Source organism: Mesorhizobium sp. 113-1-2 (genome assembly GCF_016756475.1).
GTDB classification, from domain to species: Bacteria; Pseudomonadota; Alphaproteobacteria; order Rhizobiales; family Rhizobiaceae; genus Mesorhizobium; species Mesorhizobium loti_C.
In genome coordinates this window covers 7,177,269-7,193,126 of the sequence record NZ_AP023242.1, presented here as the reverse complement: position 1 = coordinate 7,193,126, position 15,858 = coordinate 7,177,269, and the positions used below count along the sequence as shown (strand labels likewise).

19 protein-coding genes are annotated in these 15,858 nt (G+C 59.9%); 8 read left to right on the top strand and 11 right to left on the bottom strand.

The window, feature by feature from the left end; genetic code table 11:
• Positions 1 to 184: 184 nt before the first annotated feature.
• Complete coding sequence (locus tag JN279_RS34645; protein ID WP_096454093.1) at positions 185 to 721, top strand: hypothetical protein; 537 nt, start codon at positions 185 to 187, stop codon at positions 719 to 721.
• A gap of 62 nt (positions 722 to 783) precedes the next feature.
• On the opposite strand, the gene JN279_RS34640 is transcribed toward JN279_RS34645, so the two are convergent.
• The 11 genes from JN279_RS34640 to JN279_RS34590 form a co-directional block, all read right to left on the bottom strand.
• Positions 784 to 1,359 (bottom strand): hypothetical protein, encoded by a 576-nt coding sequence (locus tag JN279_RS34640; protein WP_096454095.1) that lies wholly within the window; start codon positions 1,357 to 1,359, stop codon positions 784 to 786.
• Positions 1,356 to 1,946 (bottom strand): L,D-transpeptidase, encoded by a 591-nt coding sequence (locus JN279_RS34635; protein WP_096454097.1) that lies wholly within the window; start codon positions 1,944 to 1,946, stop codon positions 1,356 to 1,358. Before JN279_RS34635 ends, JN279_RS34640 begins: the two co-directional genes overlap by 4 nt.
• A complete protein-coding gene (locus tag JN279_RS34630; protein ID WP_202351441.1) occupies positions 1,930 to 3,093 on the bottom strand; it encodes an AAA family ATPase in 1,164 nt (387 codons plus the stop codon). The genes JN279_RS34635 and JN279_RS34630 overlap by 17 nt, the downstream gene beginning before the upstream one ends.
• The gene (locus tag JN279_RS34625; RefSeq protein ID WP_096454101.1) at positions 3,090 to 3,725 is read right to left on the bottom strand and encodes a TadE/TadG family type IV pilus assembly protein; all 636 of its coding nucleotides are present in this window, start codon (positions 3,723 to 3,725) and stop codon (positions 3,090 to 3,092) included. The genes JN279_RS34630 and JN279_RS34625 overlap by 4 nt, the downstream gene beginning before the upstream one ends.
• A 2-nt stretch (positions 3,726 to 3,727) precedes the next feature.
• Positions 3,728 to 4,249, bottom strand: a complete 522-nt coding sequence (locus JN279_RS34620) for a TadE/TadG family type IV pilus assembly protein (RefSeq protein WP_244734291.1) — start codon at positions 4,247 to 4,249, stop codon at positions 3,728 to 3,730.
• A 5-nt stretch (positions 4,250 to 4,254) separates the two neighbouring features.
• Positions 4,255 to 5,757: a TadE/TadG family type IV pilus assembly protein gene (locus tag JN279_RS34615; RefSeq protein WP_202351439.1), complete on the bottom strand. Its 1,503-nt coding sequence runs from the start codon at positions 5,755 to 5,757 to the stop codon at positions 4,255 to 4,257.
• Between the two features lie 76 nt (positions 5,758 to 5,833).
• Entirely contained in the window at positions 5,834 to 6,121 is a 288-nt protein-coding gene (locus JN279_RS34610) for a hypothetical protein (protein ID WP_244734290.1), read from the bottom strand.
• Between the two features lie 4 nt (positions 6,122 to 6,125).
• On the bottom strand, positions 6,126 to 7,571 hold the full coding sequence (locus tag JN279_RS34605; RefSeq protein ID WP_202351437.1) for a type II and III secretion system protein family protein: 1,446 nt from the start codon (positions 7,569 to 7,571) through the stop codon (positions 6,126 to 6,128).
• Between the two features lie 75 nt (positions 7,572 to 7,646).
• Entirely contained in the window at positions 7,647 to 8,732 is a 1,086-nt protein-coding gene (gene cpaB / locus JN279_RS34600; RefSeq protein WP_202351436.1) for a Flp pilus assembly protein CpaB, read from the bottom strand.
• A gap of 84 nt (positions 8,733 to 8,816) precedes the next feature.
• Positions 8,817 to 8,990 carry a Flp family type IVb pilin gene (locus JN279_RS34595; RefSeq protein WP_202351435.1) on the bottom strand — a complete coding sequence of 58 codons (174 nt, stop codon included), beginning with the start codon at positions 8,988 to 8,990 and terminating at the stop codon, positions 8,817 to 8,819.
• Positions 8,991 to 9,157: 167 nt separating this feature from the next.
• Entirely contained in the window at positions 9,158 to 9,331 is a 174-nt protein-coding gene (locus tag JN279_RS34590) for a Flp family type IVb pilin (protein ID WP_202351434.1), read from the bottom strand.
• Between the two features lie 540 nt (positions 9,332 to 9,871).
• Between JN279_RS34590 and JN279_RS34585 the strand changes: the two genes are divergently transcribed.
• The 7 genes from JN279_RS34585 to JN279_RS34555 all read left to right on the top strand — a co-directional run bounded on the left by JN279_RS34585 (position 9,872) and on the right by JN279_RS34555 (position 15,854).
• Positions 9,872 to 11,257: a CpaF family protein gene (locus JN279_RS34585; protein ID WP_202351433.1), complete on the top strand. Its 1,386-nt coding sequence runs from the start codon at positions 9,872 to 9,874 to the stop codon at positions 11,255 to 11,257.
• Positions 11,257 to 12,228 (top strand): type II secretion system F family protein, encoded by a 972-nt coding sequence (locus JN279_RS34580; RefSeq protein ID WP_202351432.1) that lies wholly within the window; start codon positions 11,257 to 11,259, stop codon positions 12,226 to 12,228. The genes JN279_RS34585 and JN279_RS34580 overlap by 1 nt, the downstream gene beginning before the upstream one ends.
• Before the next feature lie 8 nt (positions 12,229 to 12,236).
• Complete coding sequence (locus tag JN279_RS34575; RefSeq protein ID WP_202351431.1) at positions 12,237 to 13,193, top strand: type II secretion system F family protein; 957 nt, start codon at positions 12,237 to 12,239, stop codon at positions 13,191 to 13,193.
• A gap of 53 nt (positions 13,194 to 13,246) precedes the next feature.
• Complete coding sequence (locus JN279_RS34570; RefSeq protein WP_202351430.1) at positions 13,247 to 13,804, top strand: tetratricopeptide repeat protein; 558 nt, start codon at positions 13,247 to 13,249, stop codon at positions 13,802 to 13,804.
• A gap of 1 nt (position 13,805) precedes the next feature.
• Positions 13,806 to 14,330, top strand: coding sequence for a prepilin peptidase (locus JN279_RS34565; protein WP_202351429.1), 525 nt, complete (start codon positions 13,806 to 13,808; stop codon positions 14,328 to 14,330).
• Positions 14,331 to 14,422: 92 nt separating this feature from the next.
• The gene (locus tag JN279_RS34560; protein ID WP_202351428.1) at positions 14,423 to 15,220 is read left to right on the top strand and encodes a sterol desaturase family protein; all 798 of its coding nucleotides are present in this window, start codon (positions 14,423 to 14,425) and stop codon (positions 15,218 to 15,220) included.
• A complete protein-coding gene (locus JN279_RS34555) occupies positions 15,192 to 15,854 on the top strand; it encodes a methyltransferase family protein (protein WP_202351427.1) in 663 nt (220 codons plus the stop codon). The genes JN279_RS34560 and JN279_RS34555 overlap by 29 nt, the downstream gene beginning before the upstream one ends.
• Positions 15,855 to 15,858: the final 4 nt, after the last annotated feature.

The window sequence follows — 15,858 nt, the reverse complement described above, 5'->3', positions numbered from 1 at the left end:
CGTCGCCGGAATTTGGCAATTGTTTTTCGACCACTATGGTGCCAGCGGGAGGAACGACGGCTGGACCGAGGCTGAATTGCCGGTTACTGCTGCTAAACCCAGCGCCCAAGCAGCAGTAACGCTCCTCCGTTAAGCCTTGCGCAATCTCTGCAATCTATGCTGACGCCAGATTGTCGAGGGCAACATGAAGCGCAAGTCGATATTACTCTTCGCTTTTCCCGCATTCATCCTGACGACTATGGCAGGCGAGCGAGCAGCAACGTTCCTGCTCGGAACCTATCCCGCCAGCCCCGCAATGTGGTGGATCTGGCTTGAACTGCGTCCCTTGTCGGCGATGTTCTGGCAAAAGGTCGACCTTTATCTGGGCAGTTCGATGGTTCTGGATGCAGTCATCCTGATTGCCGCAGCGATCGCCTGCTGGAGCGCTTGCAGTGCCGGGAGGTCAGCCGCCTTCTTTCTTGCCAATCATCTGGCCCTGCTTTTCGCCGGGCTGATGATCGCCGTCGGTAGCCATTCGGAAACGGCGAGCGCGATTGCCGCATTTACGGCACCCAGCGGGTTCTCGTTTTCGCTGATCGCCGATCTCACTTGGGAGAACAGCCTCGTGCTGGTTCTGGGCTTTGCGGCCTGCGCCTACTGTCATGTCGCGTTCCTTCGCGAAACCCGACAGCGTGGGGAGGCATTGGCCGTTCGCCTCATCGCTTTGCAGCGCGATTTCTAATCCAGCGGACTTGGGCGTTTCAAGAGAGCGCCAATATCGCTGGCCCTCACGCCCGCCTTCCTCTAATTGATCTTGCGATAGTAGACCTTGCCGTCCGGCGTTTCCGTTCGCTGGTATCCCGGATTAGGGGCAGGGGGCGCGGCGGCAACCCTTCTCTTGGGTGGCCGGGGTGTATCGACAATTGTGGGTTCGGCCGCGACTTCCGTACTGGAAGACGCTTCCATCACGGTACCTGTTGCCGCGACGGGTTCCGACACGCTTGAGGTACCGGCACCGTCGGTCGGTGGCGGGTTCTGTTCCAACCGGGCTATGCTGCCGTTGATTTCGTTGAAACTGCCCTGCAATTGGCTGTCCAGCTTTTCAAATCGGCTTTGAAAACCGTTGTTGACCGTGTCGAGCCGGGCAACGATCCGCTGCTCGAACGTGCCGAGCTCCTCGAGACGTCCCTCCACGGTGCGCAGGTCGCTAATGCCTCGATAGAGGTAGATGGCGGCGGTCGCGTTCAGCACGGCAAACAGCGTCAATCCGACGCCGACCACGACGGCCAGCCGCGACCGGCTCGCGTCTCTGTCGAGCAGTTGCGGTTCAATGGGCTCGGCGGAGACCGCCGGTACATGCGGGTCGCTGATCGTCGTCATTGAACCACCACCTTGGTGCCAATTGGCACGCGCTTGAAAAGATCGATCACGTCCGTGTTGGTCAGGCGAAAACAGCCCGATGTGCCGTCGAATCCTACGCCCGAAGGATCGTTGGTGCCATGGATACGATAGAGCGTGTCGTGCCCGTCCTGAAGCAGATAAAGCGCCCGCGCGCCGAGCGGGTTGTATGGCCCCGAGGGCACCAGCTCCGGCAGTTCCGGCTGGCGGGCGCGCATTTCCCTGGGCGGGCGCCACTGCGGCCATTCGGTCTTGGCCCCGACCTTGACGACCCCGGTCCAGCCAAATCCGTCACGCCCGACGCTGATCTGGTAGCGCAGGGCCTGGCCCTGGCGGGTCACCAAGTATAGCGCCTTCTCGTTCTTGCGGATGACGATCGTTCCCGGCTGCTCCGTGGTCGTGAAGGCTACCACCTTGCGCAGGCTGGGGCCCATTGCCGGCAGCGGCGGCCGGTCCGAAACCCCCGACCGCGCCTGCGCGAAGCCCTGGACCGACAGCGCCAGCGCCAGGCTGACCACGCAGGCCCCGGCCAGCCTGGCGACGGTTCCATGTCTACCGGGCAGCGTCATCGAGCCGCTCTTTGAACATCCGCTTCAGATCCTTGTTGAAGCGCGCCCGCCCATCCACTTCGGAAGGCAGGATCGCCCGGTTCAAGGCATCGGTCAGAAGGGCGTTGTCCAGCGCGACCGATTTGATGTGCGGCGCCTTGAATATCTTCTCGAGCTCACTGCGCGAAAAATGGTTCCCGAACCATTTGCGCTTGTGCTTGTTGGCGACGAGCGTGACGTTGACCGCATTGCCGCGCAGCTCGCGGATTTTTGTATAGAGCCGCTTGCCTTGCCGCAGCGACGCGACGTTGAGTTCGAAGACGATGAAGATCTCGTCGCTGGTCGAGAGCACTGAATTGTACCAGGGCGTTTCGATATTGGGCAGGTCGATGACGATGTCGTCGAAGCGGTAGGCGACAAGGTCGAGAAGCCGGAAGACGAAATCGCCGCCTTGCGGCTCGAACGGCAGTTGCGGCCTCTCGAACGCATAGAGGGTGAGACCGGACGGGCGCGAAAGCTTGATGACATCCATCAGCTCGACATCGAGCCGTTCCGGCTGGCCGATGATACCCGCCAGGTCGAACTGATTGAACAGATTGAGGTAGGCCCCGCAATTGGCGCTCTGGAAATCGAGATCGACCAGACAGGTGGAGGCCGCGCGTTCGGCCGATTTCGAGGCCAGGTGCTCGGCCGCCGACAGCGCCAGCGTCGTGGCGCCGGCGCCACCGCTGGCGCTGATGAAGGTGATGATGCGGCTTTTCGTGCCCTGGCTGCCAGTATCGTGGAAAGTCACCGCGTTGAGCAGTTCCTTGCCGTCGAGCGGCTTGTGCAGCCAGTCCGAGGCGTTCATGCGCACCAGCACGCGCGTCTGTTCCGACGTCAGTTCGTTGGAAACCGCGATCAGCGGCACCGATGCCCACAGGGCGCGCCCCTCGACGATGCCGGGCCTGCCGAGCAGTTCGCCATTGCCGAGATCGAGGATGACGATGCCCGGGCGCGTATCCGCGGGAGGGCCTTTGAGAAAGTCATCCGTCTCGGAGATCCGGACGTCATAGATCGCCAGCGCATCGAGCCGTGTCGCCACCTCGCGCTTGAAATTCGCATCCGACGAGAACAGCGCCACCTGCTTTCGCTTGGTCGGCAGAACCTTGGTGTTGATGGCATTCATGGCCAGGTGCTCTTGATGTCTTCGCCCGTAACCGTGCTCAGCATGGAGGGCATGTTGATGTTGGCGAAACCCATCAGTCCCTGGAGGAAGAAGAACTGGAAGGTCCTGTTCTGCAGGCTGACGGTGATGGTCGGCACCGGCCCGCCAAGCCGGGTCTGATAGCCAAGGCCGGTGGCCGTGTAAGTGATGACGACGTTGCTGCGCAGCAGGCCCGGGAAGAAGTGGCACATGCCCGCCCGCTGGTTTGTCGCCAGCGCCGGGCAGACATCGTCATTGGTGTTTGCGGTGTCGCCACGAAAGATGCGGCTGAAATTGGCGGCGCTGAAGCCGCCGCCGTTGCTGCAGCCGCCCGTGCCTGCGGTGTAGGTGCAGACGAAGGGACCATAGGCGCCCGCGGCAACCGGGGCGCCGGGAGACGAGATCGGGGGCGCGGTCGCGAGGTTGGTTGCCACCGCATCCGATATCGAAGCCAGCCGCGCGCCGATCTGCACCGCCTTGGTCGCCGCATTCCATTGATAGAACGCATAGCCGAAATCGACGAAGCCCAGGACAAGCGAGAACAGCAGCGTCGATACGATGGTCATTTCCACCATCGCCGCACCGTCTTCCGATTTTGCGAAACGCTGGATCATGGTCAGAACCGGATCAACCGCTCGTCGTGGGAGCCCTGCAGCGTTATCGGACTGATGCCGATGAACGACAGCATCCCGACGCCGGCGTATGGGTAGGTACCGGACGCGCGCACGGTGCAGACTTGTGCGGTGGTGGAGCGATATTGGGTAACGCCGCCCACCACGGTGTCCTGGCAGGAGTTGTTCGTCGTCACGGTGACATTCGATGTCTGCCAGCCGCTGACGCGTGCGCTACCGGTGCCGGCCGGGTTGCCAAACACAGCGATGTTCGCGGCAATGGCGGTACAGTTGATCGCCGCCAGCCCGGAGTCGGTATACAACTGACTGTTGCATCGCGCGGCATAGCGAGCGGCGTCTGTAAGTCCGGCCTCCATCAGCAGTTTGTCGTGGATCAGATTGCCGAATTCGAACACCCCGGCCGACAAGACCAGCATCAGCGGCGTGATGATCGTCATTTCGACAAGCACCGCGCCGCGCTGGTCCTGCCGAAATCGATCAATATATCGGGACAGCATCTTGAGCATCGCGGTCACCGGTAGAGCTGCGCTTCATCGCGCAGGTAGTTGTCGAGCGTTCCGTTGCCGCCCTTGCCGGTGATGTCGACCAGCTCGACGTAGATATTCTTCCCGTCCTTGATCGGCTCGGTGATGAAGAAGCTGGCGAATCTCCTCACCGGAATGCCCGTCTGGCGGCCGCTGAAATTCGTGCCCGAAGCCGCGAGCGCATTGCAGTCCAGGACTGCGCCGTAAAGCAACCGGCGGTCCGGGATCGAGATCGGGGTGCCCGCCGCCGCAGGCGGGATACCCGTTTCGCCATCGACTGCTGCGTCCTGATAGATATTGTTGTCGATCTCGTAGCGATAGACCTCGTAACGTGTCGGGAGATTGGCGCCGGTTCCTGATAGAGCCGCTGGCACGGCACGTGTGGGATGGTTGGCGGCCCAGTAGCGCGCGAAATTCCAGTTACCGTCGCCCATGCGGCCGCTCATCATGGTGCAATTGCCGGCGATCTGGCACGCATCGCGCTCGAGCCCGACACCCTGTGTCGGGTCTGTTTGATAGTTGACCTTGTTGCTCGCGACGTACTGGCTACCGTTCGTCGCGCCCTTGCGCACATTGACGCCAGGTCCGTCCGAGTAGTTTGACGAATTGATGCCGAAGCGCGAGTTGATACCATTCTCCACAGGGCCGGCATTCTGGCCCGGTTCGGTGTCGACGCCGTCGCGCGAATAACAATTCTGCGGCTTGGAGTCGGCGAGCATCTTTTCGAGCTGGTTGGCGCCGTTGCCGAACGGAGAAGCCAGGAAAGCGAAGTTGCCGGGAAAGTAGTATCCGTCGCCGCGCAGAACGATCTGGCGGCGGCGGTATTGCCTGCTTTGCGCCGCCTGTTCCAGCGTGACGCCGCCGGTGATGCTTGTGTCCTCATACGGGTTGCACATGAAAACGGGCGTGTAATCGCAGACGCCCGATGTAAACCCGGCAGTCGCCTTGGCAGCGACGTTGAAACCGTTGCTGGCCGAATTGCCGGTCAGAAACGACGCCGGGAATATCGCGGCGAAACCGGTCGGCGCCACCGTCACTTCGACGAATACGGTTTCATCTTCGCCGATGGATTGCGTTGCATTGGCATAGTTTGCACTGCTGACCGGAGTTGCGTCCGATGCGGGTATGGTCTTCAGGAAGCACCACGAAATGTTGCCGGCGCTGTTGCAGCGTGAGGTGCCGCCTGGTTGCCCGGATGTCAAGGTGAACCGGCCATTGGCGCCAACGGTCGAGAACGCGGCCTGATTGGTAACCAGTGTCGCCATGGCGCGTTCGGCTCTGGCCCATGAACCGGGCAAGCCGTCAAGCTCGGCGGCTCCTGCCAATGCAAAGGCGTCCGCAGCCTTCTGCAAATCATTGTGCAAATTGTTGACCCGGCTCATGTCGATGGCCAACAGGGAAAAGCCGATGAGCGCCGGCAGTGTAACGCTGACGAGGATCAGCGCTATTCCCCTCTGATCGTGCCAGAACGCGCGAATGGTTCGCAGCATGGCCTTACTCTTTGCTCCCTGGCACCAGGTTCCTCGTTTGGCCTGGCGCGCTGAAACCGCATCCTTCTGTTTCAGTTTACGGCGTCGTCGTCGTCACAGCCGACCCTGCCCCGCCGACATTGACCGTGATGGCTGGTGGCGGCGGCGGCGGCGGCGGAAATTTGTAGTTTTGAGCCACAGTGGCGGCGCGCTGGCCGTCACCTTCTATATGCGTGTTTCTCGAGGCCGGATTGAGCGGGTCGACTGTCTGCAGCAGCGAATTGTACTTCTGCGTGTCGCCGGCGGCCAAAGTCACCGAATCGTAGTGATTCAGATAGTCCGCCGCGCAGCCCGTCAGCAGGCCGGTGCAAAGAATGAGGATCAAGGCGCTATTTCTTGACATAGAGCATCTTGTCCTTCGATTTGAAGTTCAACATATGGCCATAAGGGCCGGTGACACCGTCGCCCGTTTCATATTTTCGGATCATGTCCTTGTTCACCTCGAGCTGACCGAGCACGAAGAATTCCGGATCATTGGCGGGCCGCGTCTTGTCGAACGGCGTCTCAAGCTGTTCGCCGGGCTTCACCGGCCGCACGATATGCGGCGTGACGATGACGACCAGCTCGGTTTCTTCCTTCTGGTTGCTCGAATTACGGAACAGCGTCCCGATCACCGGCACTTGACCGAGCCACGGCACCTGGTTCTGGATCTTCGTGGTCTTGCTCGACAGAAGTCCACCGACAGCGAAGCTCTGACCGTCGCGCAGTTCGACGACGGTCGACAGTTTGCGATTGGTGAAAATCGGGTCGCCGGCGGTGGTGAAGCCGGTCAGATCGCTGACTTCCGGCGCCAGGTTCATATGGATCTTACCGTCGTCGAGCACGACCGGCGTGAACACCAGATTGACGCCGAATTGCTTGTAAACGATGCTGATTTCGTCATTTTTGTCGAGCGTGCGAATAGGGACTTCGCCACCGGCGTTGAAGCTGGCCTGCTCGCCGGAAAGCGTGGTGAGATTGGGGTTGGCGAGCATGCGCACCGCGCCCTTGGCCTCAAGTGCCTCGATGTACAAATCGACTTTGATGTTGCTGTCGATGACGCGGGTGAGCAGTGCTCCGAACGGAGTGGACTCGGATAGGAGGTTGCTGAGCAGAGCGCCCGGTCCGAGCACCACTTTGTCTTTGTCGACGGCAGCTATACCTGTTCCGACTTTAGTCGTGCCGTCGCCGTTCGTGCTCTTGATCGACACGCCGAGATCCCGGCCAGCATTGCGTTTGGCCTCGAGCACCCTCACTTCGAGATTGACCTGCTGACTGTCGTCGACAGTGACGGAATTGATGATGTCGTCGGGGCCATATTGCTTCGCCACTTCCAGGATGGCCGCCAGCGTGGCGCCGTCCTTGACATGACCGCCGAGCCTGACCCTGCCGTTGATCGAGCCGATTTCGATGCGTGACTTCGGCGCCACCTGGCGGATCGCCTGCGCCATGTCGCTGACGTCGACGCCGACCTCTATCTGGATGACGCCGAGCGAGCGCTTTTCGGGCGAGAAGAGATTGACCGTGGTGGTGCCGGCACTCTTGCCGATGACATAGAGGGTGCGGTCGGTCATCGGCTGGGCATCGGCGATCTTTTGGTCGCCGACGACGATGTCGCCGAGATTGGCACTCACCTGGATCGTCACCGATTGCGACGACGGCAGGAAAATACGGTGGACGGTCGGATTGGACACGTCGATGAAGCGGTCGGCTGCATCGGCCGCCAGACTCCACGTCAACAGAGCCGCCATACAGGATAGCGCGGCACCGACCAATCTCACCCAAACCCCCCGCATCCCCATCTCCCTACTTCCGCCACCGGCAGCCTTGCTTCCGCCACCGGCAGCCCTGCTTCGCCACACTCTAGCTTATTATTGTTGTCGCGGCACTTCATAAGATTCAAGCGTTATCCCCCGATAGACGCTGACAGTTGCCCGCGCCGGCGGCTCCGGCTGGACGTATTTGACCACTTCCTTCGTGACCTCGTGCACCTCCGGCGCCGGGGCTGATACCACGACCGGAGCCGGCGGCTTGACCTTGCTCAGCTCGTCGAGCTTGTTTCCCACGCGGTCCACGGCCTGGGCCAGTCCCGCGATCTTGTCGTCCGCGCGCTTACGAGCGTCTTCCGCGCTCTGACGTTCGGCCGCGGCTGCGGCATCGGCTGCTGCCTGCCTGGCCAGTTCTGCTTGCCGTTTGGCGACGTCAGCCGGCATTTCGCCGGTCAGATCGGAAAGCGTCACGCGCTCGGTCGTTTCGCCCTTGCTGGCGGCCGCCTGGCGAAGCGCCAGCGACAACTGGCCGGCGCCCGCCGCCAGGGTCAGCTTCTGCGCGTCCTTGGTGCTGGCCTCGAGCGTCACTGATTTGACGACGGTCGGGCTGTCCTTGCTTTCGTCGGCCACCTGGTCGACGGCGAGCACCCTCATGCCTTGCAGCAGCACGTCGACAAAACTCTGATCCGCGCCATCGTTGCTTCGCACGGTCCGCGTCAGCAGTACGTCCACCCGGTCTCCCGGGAAGACGAAGCCGGCGACGCCAAGCACGTCGTTGACACGGATGGAAACGGCCTTCATGCCTTCGCCGAGCACCGCCGAAAGCGTGGCGCGCTGGCCCGGGCCGGTGATCTTGGTGGCGAGTACGGGTTCATTGACGCCGATCGCCTGCAATGCCTGCTTGGGGGCTCCGCCAGGGAGGACGTCTTTCGTCAGGAGTTCTTGCGTTGTCTTGAAGGCACCGGCCGGAACCGCGCCCGCCGGCCATGCGACTTCGCGCAACTTGTCGGCGGACAGCGTGTCGCCGAACTTCAGCGCCACCGCGGCCACCACGACCGTATCGCGCTGGACATCATTCGTCTGCGCAATCGCGCTGCGCTGGTTGGCCAGCCAGATATTGGCGAGCACCACCGCCAGGACGCCGAACACGCCGGCGAGAACGATCATGATTACAGTATTTGCACGCACTTGTTTGCCCACCCAACTGCATCTGTGTTGCTTGCTGCATTCATCGGCGTCGGAACATGTCCGACACCGATGAAATCGATGACATCACGGCAGCGCCGCCTGAAGTGTCGTCCACTGACCGGTGATCCAGGCACCAACCAGAATCACGGTGGCGATGACCGCTACTGTGATGATGCCGAGCAGCACCGTATATTCGACCATGGCAGCGCCCGTTTCGTCGTCGCGGAACTGCCGGGTCATTGTCATGAACTTTTTCATGCCAATCTCTCCCTTTTGAGGTTGAACCGACGAGCCGAGCCGAGGATGAATTCCATACTCGAGCACCCCCCCGTCATAGAAAGGCGACCAAGATCGCACACGTAGAGGCGACCGCTCTTTCGGAACCGGCCCAACCTTTGTCGGCTGGGCCAGTTCCAAGTCTCAAATCACGGCAGCGCTGCGTTAAGCGCGGTCCACCTGCCGGCGACCCAGGTGCCGACCAGAATCACGGTGGCGATGACCGCAACCGTGATGATGCCGAGCAGCACCGTATACTCGACCATGGCAGCGCCGTTTTCGTCGTCGCGGAACTGCCGGGTCATCGTCATGAGCTTCTTCATGTCAATTTCTCCCTTTTGGAGTTTTGAACCCGACGAGACAGAGCCAAGGATGTACCCCATACCCAGCATCCCCCGTCATCTCGATCCTAGGTCCCGAGAAATTGCGGTGTCAAACGGGATTAATGGTTCCTTAACTTTCCAATACATGAACTTTCGATTTCAGCGTGCTTGTAAAATTCAGCAAGAGCTTGATTCGTCTAATTTTTCAAGCGCTCTTAACCATTCGTTCACAATTGTGAGGTGCTGCTAATTAAGTTGCGCCTACTTTAGCGATTATGTATATTCCTTTATATCTAAGGGTTTATAGCCGATTATGGAGTGGGTTTCCGATATCGGGGCGCGCAAGGCGCAGGGCCCTGCAAAGCTTAGCGCACCACCCGTCTCCGGCAGCGGGGCGAACCGAAATAAAAACGATATTTTTTCGCGCCACTTCTTAACTATGTTGAAAGTATTGCCCGGCGGTGAGGCGTCCGGGCGCTTGTGCGGCGCTTGGTTAACGTTTAGTTTCCGCTAATATGCGCTGGAGGGGTATAAGGGATTATGCTGGGGCGATTCATCAAGGGTGGCGAGGCGCGCGTAGAGCCGAGGGTGGAGTCGACCGCGGTCCTCCCGGTTGCCAACGGCGCCCCGCCTGTCGCCGATTTCGAACCGCATGGCGACGAGTTCCTGGCGCTGAAAGTCGATCTGCATCGACATCTCATCGATCGGTTCAACCTCGCGTCGCTCGAAACTGCGTCCAAGGACGAGATCCTGAACGAAATCCGTCCCATCGTGCGCGAGTTCGTGCGCGCTCGCAACGTTCCGCTGAACGCGCGCGAGCTCGATCAGCTGACCAGTGACACCGCCGATGAAATGCTCGGCCTGGGGCCGATCGAACCGCTGCTCAAGGATGATTCTATCGCCGACATTCTGATCAACACGCACAAGAGGGTCTTCATCGAGCGATATGGCGTGATCGAGGAGACCGCGATCCGCTTCCGCGATGAGGCACACCTGCTGCGCGTGATCAACAAGATCGTCTCGGCGATCGGCCGGCGCGTCGACGAATCGGCGCCGATGGTCGATGCCCGGCTCGCGGACGGCTCCCGCGTCAACATTGCGGTGCGGCCGATCTCGGTGGACGGCCCGCTGGTTTCGATCCGCAAATTCTCCAAGAACCCCTATTCGCTGGAACGTCTGATGGCGTTCAACTCGATCCGGCCGCCAATGGTCGATCTGCTGCGCATCGCCGTACAATCGCGCAAATCGATCCTGGTTTCCGGCGGTACCGGCAGCGGCAAGACGACATTGCTCAACGCGCTGTCGAGCTACATTCCGTCCAAGGAACGTCTGATCACCATCGAGGATGCAGCGGAACTACAGTTGCAGCAGCCGCATGTCGGCAGGCTGGAGACGCGTCCGCCCAATGTCGAGGGCAAGGGCGAGGTTCGCCAGCGCGAATTGCTGAAGAATGCGCTGCGCATGCGGCCGGACCGCATCATCGTCGGTGAGGTTCGCGGCGAGGAAGCCTTCGACATGCTGCAGGCCATGAACACCGGCCATGAAGGCTCGATGACCACCATTCACGCCAACACGCCGCGCGATGCGATCTCGCGGCTCGAGCAGATGGTCGGCATGGCCGGCATGCCGATGACCAATGATTCCATTCGCGCGCAGATCGCCTCGGCCATCGACATCATCGTGCAGACGCAGCGTCTCTCGGACGGCGGGCGTCGCGTCACCTCCATATCGGAACTGACCGGAATGGAAGGCAATGTCGTCCAGCTTCAGGAAATCTATCACTTCGTCCGCCGCGATGTCCGCGCCGATGGTGGCATTGTCGGTGACTTTCGCGCCACCGGTGTTCGGCCGCGCTTTGCCTCTGAAGCCGCGGCGATGGGGCACCATTTCGCGAAGGACGCTTTCAACCCGCAGGTCCCGCTCTGATGCCGACCGGTCAGACCCTTCTCTATTTCATCTATGTGCTGGCGGCGGCGTCGGTCATTCTCGCCGCCGAATCCTTCTTTCTTTCAATCGCCGGGCGGCGAGCGCGGGCAGGCATCATAAATCGGCGCTTGCAGCGGCTGGGTGAAGAAAAGCCGGCCGAGCAGAGTTTGCAGGGGCTGCTGCTGGAACGCGGGCTGACGGCATCAGGCGACTTCATTTTCGGCGCAATCAGGCTCAACCGGCTCTATACGCAATCCGGCATCACCGGCAATCCACTGGCTTTCCTGGCTGTATTCGTGCTCGCCGGCCTCGTGCTGGCGCTCCTCTTGCCGTTGTTTTTGCACTTATCCATCATTGTCGCCATCATCGTCTTCCTGATTGTCGGATTTGGTCTGCCTGTTCTCGTTTTACGAAGGGCTCGGAACAAGCGCATCAATAAATTTGCACTCCAGCTTCCCGATGCACTCGATATGATCGTGCGTTCCCTGCGCGCTGGTCACCCGACCACAGTCGCGATAGGGCTTGTCGCGCGCGAAATGCCTGATCCTCTTGGCACTGAATTCGGCATCGTTTCGGACGAAATCAGTTTTGGGCTTAGTCTGGAGCAGGCTGTTCGAAAACTGTCGGAGCGGGTCGGTTTCGAAGGTCTCCATCTGCTCTCGGTGTCGCTCTCCATCCAGGCAAAGACTGGCGGAAATCTCACCGAAATACTGTCGAACCTGTCATCGGTATTGCGTGAACGCCGGAAATTGCGCATGAAGATCAAGGCGCTTTCCGCCGAGGGTCGTATGTCCGCCTGGATAATCTCGCTATTTCCACTTGTGATGCTTGGGGTGCTGTCAGTACTCGCTCCGAGTTATTACGGTGACGTCTGGAGTAGCCCGATCATCTTTCCTGTGTTTGTGATCTTTGGATCGTGGGCACTGTTGGGCGACTTTATAATGTACCGAATGGTCAATTTCGATTTCTAGTGGCGGGCATGGACGTGTTTAGCAATCTCGGGAATTCGGCCACACTGCTCTCTCTCGCCATCTTCCTGGCGGCGGTAGCCTTTTTTCTGCTGGGTGCCTTTATCCTTATCCCGGTATTCCAGACGAGAAAGCTGGTTGCACAAACCCTCCTGTCTGAGGGCATCACCAGTCGCCGATCGCTCTATGCCCAGCAGGAACTCAACAGGATTTCCGCGCAGCGGCCTGTCGACGCCTATTTCCGCGGTCTGGAAAAGGAACGGGGCGAGCCGAATGCCCTGGAAGCGAAACTGTTCCGTGCGGGCTTCTATCAATCAAGCGCGCCGGTCATTTACACGCTCACTCGCCTCGGTGCGGTCTGCGTCGGCTTCCTGGCCTGTTACGCCCTTCTATCGCGGGCGTTGCCGCCGCAACTGCCCGGTTTCGTGGCATTTGCAGGTTCAGCCTTGATCGGGCTTGGCTGCCTTGTCATTCCCAGCATCGCTCTCGATCGCTTCGAGAGCGGGCAAAAGCAGATCTATAGGCGCGGCTTTCCCGATTTCATGGACATGATGATCACTTGCGCTGACGCCGGGATGAGTCTGGAGGCGGCAGTGGAGCGCGTTGGCGCCGAATTGGCCGGCACCCACAAATGGCTCGGCATCCAGCTCTCGATCGTGACCCTGCAGTTGCGTGCAGGCAAACCGTTGCGCGAGGCACTGCGCGACCTTGCCGACCGCATCGGGCTTGACGAGGCGCGCGCCCTGGCCGTTCTGTTCCGCCAATCGGAAGAGCTGGGCACCAGTCTGACCGACGCCCTGCGCACTTATAGCGACGAAATGCGCAACCAGAGAATTATGAACGCCGAGGAACGTGCCAATGCCTTGCCGGTCAAAATGATGATCCCGCTGGGCCTCTGCATCTTTCCGGTCGTGATGATGGTCGTCATGTTGCCTGTGCTCATCCGCATGAAAGGCGTTTTCTTCTGATTCGGTATATGCTTTGGTTCTAAACAGGAGTCGGGGGACCCTTGGGAGACAAAATGACAGGGCCAATGCGCCTCGCAGCCGTAGCCACAGCCAGTTTGCTGATGGCGCTTGCCGGTTGCCAAACGAACGGTGCGGACGCCACCGATGGTGTCGTGCGCACCAATGAGCCGTCGAAAGGCGACGTGACCGCCTTTGGCGATGCCTTCGACGGGCTAAAGACAGTCGGCAACGTCGAGTACTACGCGTCGGATCAGGCCGTGGCCGAAGCCACGAACCAGTTCCGGGCGGAAAACTACGGCAATGCCGGCGCCTTGTTCTTCAAGGCGACGCAACTGGCGCCTAATGACGGCGGCGCCTGGATGGGGCTGGCCGCTTCGTGCGATCGTATCCACCGCTTCGACCTTGCCGACCGGGCCTATAGCAGGGCCTTCAAGCTGGTTGGCGCATCGCCCGAATATTACAACAATATCGGCTACTCCTATTTGCTGCGCGGCAAGCTGCAGGACGCACGCGCGAGTTTCCTCAAAGCCTATGAACTGGCGCCCAACGATCCGACCGTGGCCAACAATCTGAAGCTGCTGTCGTCTAGCGTGCAGAACATCGAGCGCTAATATGCTGCTTGTCGAAGTGCTGCTGCTGAAAGCACTCGCCATACCCTTGCTCGCAAGGATTGCGTGGCTCGACTTCACGACACAGAAGATAGCCAATCGCGACGTGCTGCTGCTGCTCTGCCTGGGGGCGGGGTCGCAGCTGCTTTTGTCGCTCCAGTCCGGATCGTGGTGGGACATGGGGCTGAGCGCCATCGCCGCGCTTCTGCTGTTCGTGGCGCTCTTTCCGTTTTGGGTGCTGCGAAAGGTCGGCGCGGGCGATGTCAAGCTGATGGCGGTCGTGCCGTTTCTGGTCGGCGGAAATGATCTGGTCGGGTTTTCCATCTTGCTGCTGCTTTTCGCCCTCGCCACCGCCATGGTCGTGAAAAATCCTCTTTTGCTGCCGCAAGGCGCCTTTCGCCTTTACGTTCAACACCTTGACAGAAAGGGTGTCGTCCCGTTTGGCGTGCCGATTTCGATGGCATCCATATGCATGATTGCCTTGCAGGTCGGATACGGCTTGATGGTCCCCGGCTCTCTATTGATGTGATAACCCGCGCAGGATATTAACCTTTCGGAAACCATTAGCTTGCGCTAAAGTGGGCAAAATGGTTGGATTGGACGTTCGTGGCGGGGCGTCGTATGATTTACTTCAATCTTAAAGCGCTTTTGATCGCGGTTCTGATCTTCGTTCCGCTGGAATATCTGTTCGCGCTAAGACCAGACCAAAAGATACTGCGGAAGGCATTCTTCAACGATGTGCTTTACGCGATGTTCAACAGCGTTCCGGCAACCCTTGGCCTAGCCGCTATTGTCACCCTGGTGATGAGCACCATCGGTAATCTAGTGCCGCCCTTCATTGGAAACGCCGTCTCATCACAGCCGATATGGCTCCAGGTGGCAGAGATCATCGTCATCGGGGACATAGGCTTTTACGCGGCTCACCGAACCTTTCATGCCGTCCCGTTTTTGTGGCGCTTTCATGCGATCCACCACAGTATTGAAGAACTGGATTGGCTGGCTGCGCACAGGAACCATCCGGTCGACTTGGCTCTGTCGAAGGCCGCTTCGCTCGTGCCTGTATATTTGCTGGGTTTCAGCAGCCCGGCGATTGCCTTGTTCGTGTTGATTTTTCACGCTCACGGCCTACTGCTGCATGCGAACATCAAGCTGAACATCGGCCCGCTTCGGTGGATAATCGCTTCCCCCCAGTTCCATCGCTGGCACCATGCTCAGGAACGCGCCGCATACGACAAGAATTTCGCGGGTCAGCTTGCATTCATCGACGCATTATTTGGAACGATGCATTTGCCCGGCAATACAGTCCCGGAGCGCTACGGCGTTGACGATCCTATCCCGCCGACTTACGTCGAACAGCTCGCTTACCCATTGATCCCGAAGGGCAAAGCCAATGAAATTCCCGCCACAAGAGACGCGTGATTTCATCGGGCGCGCGGTGATGACATTTTACTTCACCATCTGTGCGACCTTGAAGGCCGGATCTCTGATTGCAGTTCTGAGCAGGCCGGAATGGACCACGGCGCAGACGATCGATGTCGTTGCGGACGTCGCCGCGCTCGGCTTCCTCTTGCTCATTGTCGCGACAACAGTTGGGCGTCTCCCCCCTATAAAAACGGCGCAAGGAATAGAGCCGCGGGTCTCGGCGCTGATAGGGTGCTTCGCCACGGTGACTTTGATTGCTGTGCCTCGCACTCAGACATTTCCGCGTGTCGAACTCATTGCCGACCTAGTCACCATTGTCGGTTTCACGCTCTGCATCTGGTGCCTGTGGTGGCTTGGCAGATCCTTCAGCATAACTGCGCAAGCCAGGCGGCTTGTCACAGGGGGCCCCTACCGAATCGTGCGGCACCCACTCTATGCCTGCGAAGCGATTGTTCTGCTCGGCCTTGTTCTGCGCAATCCGACATGGATCACGGTTGCGATCGGCGCGACTGCGCTCGCCTTCCAATATCGGCGGCTGATCAACGAGGAGAAGGTCCTGCAAGCGGCTTTCCCCGAATACGACGCCTACCGCCAGGCAACCCCGATGTTCGTGCCTTCCATATTCCGATAATAAC